The sequence below is a fragment of the Mycobacterium talmoniae genome (genome assembly GCF_001854525.1).
GTDB classification, from domain to species: domain Bacteria; phylum Actinomycetota; class Actinomycetes; order Mycobacteriales; family Mycobacteriaceae; genus Mycobacterium; species Mycobacterium talmoniae.
In genome coordinates, this window is the sequence record NZ_MLQM01000246.1 from 1 (window position 1) to 5,388 (window position 5,388).

General features: G+C 68.9%; 6 protein-coding genes and 1 pseudogene. 3 read left to right on the top strand and 4 right to left on the bottom strand.

The window, feature by feature from the left end:
- From BKN37_RS25465 to BKN37_RS25480, 4 genes and pseudogenes are all read right to left on the bottom strand, one after another.
- On the bottom strand, positions 1 to 1,603 hold a 1,603-nt coding region (locus BKN37_RS25465), incomplete at its 3' end, for a WXG100-like domain-containing protein (RefSeq protein WP_479724568.1).
- A gap of 47 nt (positions 1,604 to 1,650) precedes the next feature.
- Positions 1,651 to 1,944, bottom strand: coding sequence for a WXG100 family type VII secretion target (locus BKN37_RS25470; protein ID WP_083342047.1), 294 nt, complete (start codon positions 1,942 to 1,944; stop codon positions 1,651 to 1,653).
- On the bottom strand, positions 1,941 to 2,243 hold the full coding sequence (locus BKN37_RS29395) for a WXG100 family type VII secretion target (protein ID WP_165618398.1): 303 nt from the start codon (positions 2,241 to 2,243) through the stop codon (positions 1,941 to 1,943). The genes BKN37_RS25470 and BKN37_RS29395 overlap by 4 nt, the downstream gene beginning before the upstream one ends.
- Positions 2,244 to 2,386: 143 nt before the next feature.
- Positions 2,387 to 3,314: pseudogene (locus BKN37_RS25480) on the bottom strand (class I SAM-dependent methyltransferase).
- 230 nt (positions 3,315 to 3,544) lie between these two features.
- On the opposite strand from BKN37_RS25480, the gene BKN37_RS25485 reads away from it, so the two are divergent.
- From BKN37_RS25485 to BKN37_RS25495, 3 genes are all read left to right on the top strand, one after another.
- Positions 3,545 to 3,901 (top strand): type II toxin-antitoxin system Phd/YefM family antitoxin, encoded by a 357-nt coding sequence (locus tag BKN37_RS25485; RefSeq protein ID WP_083342049.1) that lies wholly within the window; start codon positions 3,545 to 3,547, stop codon positions 3,899 to 3,901.
- Positions 3,898 to 4,293 carry a type II toxin-antitoxin system VapC family toxin gene (locus BKN37_RS25490; RefSeq protein WP_071029884.1) on the top strand — a complete coding sequence of 132 codons (396 nt, stop codon included), beginning with the start codon at positions 3,898 to 3,900 and terminating at the stop codon, positions 4,291 to 4,293. Before BKN37_RS25485 ends, BKN37_RS25490 begins: the two co-directional genes overlap by 4 nt.
- A 5-nt stretch (positions 4,294 to 4,298) precedes the next feature.
- On the top strand, positions 4,299 to 5,388 hold a 1,090-nt coding region (locus BKN37_RS25495), incomplete at its 3' end, for an NAD(P)H-hydrate epimerase (protein ID WP_071029887.1).

The window sequence follows — 5,388 nt, forward strand, 5'->3', positions numbered from 1 at the left end:
GTGTCGGGGTGGTGCGATCGCCCGCGCCGGGGGCCTCGGCGCGCGGCGCAGGCTCCGGGCGGGGTTCGGCGGCAGGCACACCCGGGTTGCCGGGGCGGGGCTGGTCGCTGAGTGTCGCACCGGGTTTGGGTTGCTCCAGCGGGCCGGGCCGGACCGGTTCGGTGGGTCTGACCTGCGAGAGGTTATCGAGCTTTTCGGTGATTTTCCCGGTTTGGGCGCCGATGTCGGCGGCCGGGATCCGCGCCCCGGCCGCGGCGTCGCGGGTCAGCGCCGACCCAGTTCTCGTCTCGATTGTGGCCGCGGTTTCGGTGGCGCGCACGCCGGCCTCGGCCGCGGTGGCCGCGGGTTTGGCGGCCGCGGCCCCGGGCAGGAAGAACGAGGCGATCGTGGCCATGTCGGACCCCACCCCGCGCATCGGGTGATCCCCGCTGAGATCCTGCCAGTCGATGAGGCTTTTACCCAGCTCCAACGCCCCATGCGGGTCGGCGGCGATCTTGCCGATCAGCGCCACCGGATTGCTCAACACCAACAGCGATTCGGAGGTGTTCTTCCAGGTGGCCAGGGCTGCCTTCGGATCGGAGAAAAACCGGGTCGGGTTCAGCGCGGCCACCGACTCCACCACCCCGAAAATGTTCTTCCACGCCCCCACCGGCAAATCAATCAGCACATTGGCCACCGGGGCAAGCGGCGGAAATTCCTTGCCGATCCAGTTCTCCACCGAATCGGCCAAACCCTCCACGGCGGACACGGCCCTTTTGATGGCGTCGACCGTCGCGTCGGCCTGTCGCCCCAAATTCCGCAAGACCGCCACGATGTCGCGGGCCACGGCCTTAATGTCCTCCAGCGGATTTTCGCCGGAAAACAGATGACCGAGGGTGGTCAGCAGCCCCGACGGGGACAGTCGTTTGAGCAGATCGCGGATCGCGTTTTGCGCTTCTTCGACCTTGCCGGCGAACGATTCCAGTTCCCCGGAGATGGTGCTGCACACGCCGCCCAGCGCGGTCAGCGAGTTGCCGATGTCATCGACCGCGGTGCTCATCGCCTGCTGTTCGGGAATGGTTTGGGCGGCGATCGACGGCTTGACCGTCGGCACCTGGGCACCGATCCGGGTCAACGCCTCCCCCAGCGTTTTCCACGGCTGCGCCGCCGCGCGCATCGCGCCGGGATCACCGTTGGGCCACACGCTGCCCACAAAGACCTCGACCAGCTTCCACAACACCGGCTCCGCGATACCATCGCCAAACGGGCTGGGAATCGTCACCGACACCCCGGGCGCGTCGGGCTTAGCCGGCACCGCCACCGACGGCGCCGGACACCCCACCGTCGCCCCCGCCTCCGCCGCGGCGTAATTGGCCGCCGACATCTGAATCCCGAACCCGACCTGCCCACACGCCTTCAACGCCGACAACGCGGCCTTGACCACCCCCGACGCGTTAGTGCTATAGGACTGTCCGAACTCCGACCCCGCGGTGTCTTCCCCGGCGTTAAACCCCTTCAACGACCCCGAAAACGCCGACAGCGCCGCGGCCAGCCCAGCACCATCCCCGGCCAGCGCCACACCCGCGGCTGCCAGCGGCACCGGATCAACATCAATGGGCGCCATCGGTCAACCCCAGCGCCCGCACATCCTTCCCCACACCATCGCGGCGCCTACTCCACGCCCCACATCCGCGAATTCCCCGCAATAGCACGCTCATACCCCTGGTGGGCGTTATCCAAAAACCGCTTCAACTGCCCCAGCGCTTCCTCCATCTGCTGGGCCCCCGCATGGAGTTCCCGATGCGCCTCTCGGGCCGCGGTCGCCGCCTCGCCCTCCCACGACGGCGCCAACCGCGCCATCACGGACTGCGCCTCCTCGACCGAAGCCGCCACCACCTTGTGGAAACCCGTCATCTGGGCCACCGCGGCAGCCAACTTCGGCGGGTCCACCCGAAACCTGGTCACCGCACATCCCCCGACACGCCGCCGCCGCCGCCTTCCGCCTCGCGAAACGCCTTCTCCGTCGCGGCCATCCGCTCCGAAAACTTCGCGAACCCCGACACCACCGAGGCGGCACCCTCATGCCACTGCTGCCACACCTCGGAGTATTTCGCCGAGGCGTCCCCCGACCACGAATCGCCAACCAGCCCCGTCACCTGCTCATCCAGCCGCGCCAACCCCGACCGCAACGCCTCGGCGACCCCCGCAAAATCCTGCACCGACCCACCCAGCGCAGGAAACTCCACCCGCAAACGCCTAGACACGCTCCACCCCTCGTCTCGCAGCACACAGCAAAGAAACGACCGCCAAATCCTACCACCCACGACCTGCGACGAGGGAACGTCATTCTTGGGGCTGGGCCATCGATGCCAGCCGCAGAAGGTTGGCTGAGTGACTGCCACCAACCTCAAGTCCTCCTGGCGGTCACGTATGCCAGTGAGCGGAACATCGCCGCCTCGTCCTCGTCGTCGGTCTGGGTCGAGATCCCGTGGGCGGCGGTCAGTTCCGCGACGCTCGTCCCCGCGGCGTCCCAGCCGTGTGAGTTCAAATAGTCGATGACGTCGTGCCGGTCGCCGGCGTACCACAGGTCGGTCATGTCGACGTCGAAACCGTGCTGGCGCCAGCGGTCGACGGCCTCGTGCATGCGGTCACGCATCATCGGCACCGACTCGCCGGCGTTCGCCAGGTTTTCCGTCGCCAACCGGCTACCCGCGGTGCTGAGCGCGGTGAGGTGGTCCAGCAACCGATCCTGAGCCTCGGGCGGCAGGAAGGGCAGCAGACCCTCCGCGCTCCACGCCGAGCGTTGGCCGGGGTCAAATCCGGCCTGGGTCAGCGCGGCCGCCCAGTCATGGCGCAGATCGATCGCCACCCGCCCGCCGGTCGGCGCTGGGTTGCGCGCCCAGGTCGGCCAGCGCCTGGGTCTTGAACTCGATGACTTGCGGCTGGTCGATCTCGTACACGGTCATGCCCGACGGCCAGGGCAGCCGGTAGGCCCGGGCATCCAGACCCGAGGCCAGAATCACTGCCTGGCGGATCCCTGCCTCGGCGGCCGCGAGAAAGAACTCGTCGAAGAACAGGGTGCGCACCGCCATCATGTCGCGCATTCGCGCCATGCCGAACTCGACGCCGTCGTCGAGCCCGGCCGGGTCCAGTTGCCCGCTGGCCAGCCGGGTGAAGAAATCCACCCCGACCGCCCGCACCAGGGGCTCGGCGAACGGGTCGTTGATGAGCGCGTTGGGGCCCCGGCTGGCCAGGGCGCGCCCGACGGCGACACCGGTCGCGGTGGCGCCCACGCTGCTGGCCAGGTCCCAGGTGTCGTTGTCGGTGCGTGCCATGTGTGTCCCTCTTCCGTCGGGCCGCTGAGCGAGTCGCCGCCTGGTAGTTAGCTGACTTAACCGAACTAGTAAAACGGTACGCTCCGGGGCTGGGAGCCCAGGTCAGAGCGGGTGTTAGGTGGGACGAGCCTGATCTGCCGAGCCTGTGGACGGCGGCACGTATGCCGCCTCAGTCGCGCGTACGATGGTGTACCTACGTGTAGGCACAACGGGTGCGGGGAGCGGCGCTTATGACCACGGTGTCAGTACGCGAGTTCTCCTATAACCCGAGCGCGATGTTCGCCCGCGCGGAGAAGGGCGAGACCATCGAGATCACCCGGCACGGCAAGGTGATCGCGACCTTGGTTCCCGGCCGGCAGAAGAAGCGCAGCCGTGTGGAAGAACTCGAGGCGTCCGGGGCGTTGCGACGGTCCGGGAAGACGCTCGCCGATCTGGCCACGTTCACCCGCATCAAGCTGCCCGAAGGTGCTCCCGATCCACTCCAACTCCTGCTCGAAGATCGCTATAGCGAGAGTGACTGGGAGCGCGACTTCAGGGAGGAGTTGGAGGCGACGAAGGGTAAGTCGACTGGCGAAACAGCACCATGATCTATCTCGACGCCTCGGCGTTGATAACCCTTGTGACGGAACGGCCCAATGTGGCCGAACTCAATGACTTTCTCGCGCGCCACGCTGAGTTCCGTGGAGTCACCAGCACCGTGGGGCTGGTCGAGACGGTGCGCAATTGCGGCCGGATCGGCAGCTTCCCCAACCTCATGGACCAGCTCCTGCGTGACTACGACGAGCTTCAGGTCACCGCCGACATCCGCGACCGGGCGGCGAACCTGCCGGGCGCTCTGACAGCGCTAGAAGCGATCCATGTGGCAACGGCGGAGGCGCTCGGTGAGGATTTGGTCGCCTTGGTCACCTACGACAGCGCAATGGCGACCGTCGCCCGGTCGATAGGACTACCCGTCGTTTCACCCGGCATGGAATCCTGACAGGGATGCGGCACTACTACACCGTTGAGCAGATCCGCGACGCCGAAGCGCCGCTATTGGCCAGCCTGCCCGACGGGGCGTTGATGCGCCGGGCCGCGTTCGGGCTGGCCACCGCGATCGCCGGGGAACTCACCCGACGCACCGGCGGGGTCGCCGGTCGGCGTATCTGCGCGGTCGTCGGCTCCGGCGACAACGGCGGTGACGCGCTGTGGGCGGCCACCTTCCTGCGTCGGCGCGGCGCCGCCGCCACCGCGATCCTGCTCAACCCGGAGCGCACGCATGCCAAGGGGCTGGCGGCGTTCACCAAATCCGGCGGCCGGATCGTCGAAACCGTGCCGACCGCGTCGGATTTGGTGATCGACGGGGTGGTCGGGATCTCCGGTAGGGGTGCGCTGCGGCCCAACGCCGCCGAGGTGTTCGCCGCCGTCGACGACGCCGGTATCCCGGTGGTGGCGGTCGACATCCCCAGTGGCGTCGACGCGCACACCGGCGCCGTCGACGGTCCCGCCGTGCACGCCGCGCTGACGGTGACCTTCGGCGGCCTCAAGCCGGTGCACGCCCTGGGCGAGTGCGGGCGGGTCAAACTGGTCGATATCGGCCTGGATTTGCCCGCCACCGACCTGCTCGGCATGGAAGCCGCCGACGTCACGGCCCGCTGGCCGGTGCCGCACCGCACCGACGACAAATACACCCAGGGCGTCACCGGCATCCTGGCCGGCTCGGCGACCTATCCCGGCGCGGCCATCCTGTGCACGGGCGCGGCGGTGGCCGCCACCTCCGGGATGGTGCGCTACGCGGGCAGCGCCGCCGCCGACGTGGTCGCGCACTGGCCCGAAGTGGTGGCCGCCCCCAGCGCCGCGACCGCCGGCCGGGTGCAGGCCTGGGTGGTCGGGCCGGGCCTGGGCACCGACAGCGCTGCGGCCGCGCAGTTGTGGTTCGCGCTGGAAACCGAGCTGCCGGTGATCGTCGACGCCGACGGCCTCACCATCTTGGCGGCCCCCCCCGAACTGGTCAGCTCCCGGACCGCCCCGACCGTGCTGACCCCGCACGCCGGCGAGTTCGCCCGGCTGGCCGGGCGTCCGCCCGGCGCCGACC

What these genes read in the sequence shown, in the direction of transcription:
- BKN37_RS25485 (WP_083342049.1), top strand. Translation starts at nt 3,545, where the DNA reads ATGACCACGGTGTCAGTACGCGAGTTCTCCTATAACCCGAGCGCGATG.
- BKN37_RS25490 (WP_071029884.1), top strand. Translation starts at nt 3,898, where the DNA reads ATGATCTATCTCGACGCCTCGGCGTTGATAACCCTTGTGACGGAACGG.